A 245-nucleotide genomic window follows, 5' to 3' on the forward strand; every position below is an offset into this window, starting at 1 on the left:
GTTCATTGCTATTCTATCAGCGTCCCACTATCTTTGACAAGGATAAAGGTTTTTCTCTCCTTAGTCTGAGTAATCGGGAAAATGATAGGTGGAGCCTATTCTAATTTTTTCCGGATGCTGGCCGGGGTTTAACTTTTTGAAGTCGTTTATTAAATCAGTAATCGATACCGGAAGTGGTTTGCCTAATTGATGTTCGACAATGGAAATAACGGTTTCTCCAGGTTTTACCTTCGCTTCAAATGAAG

At 39.6% G+C, this 245-nt stretch carries 1 protein-coding gene; it reads right to left on the reverse strand.

The window, feature by feature from the left end:
- Positions 1 to 60: 60 nt before the first annotated feature.
- Positions 61 to 245 (reverse strand): protein YqfZ (gene yqfZ / locus RYX56_RS24500; protein ID WP_317124407.1); only part of this gene is annotated, 185 nt, incomplete at its 5' end.

Origin of the sequence: Alkalihalophilus lindianensis (assembly GCF_032843265.1) — a bacterium.
Taxonomy (GTDB): domain Bacteria; phylum Bacillota; class Bacilli; order Bacillales; family Bacillaceae_D; genus Alkalihalophilus; species Alkalihalophilus lindianensis.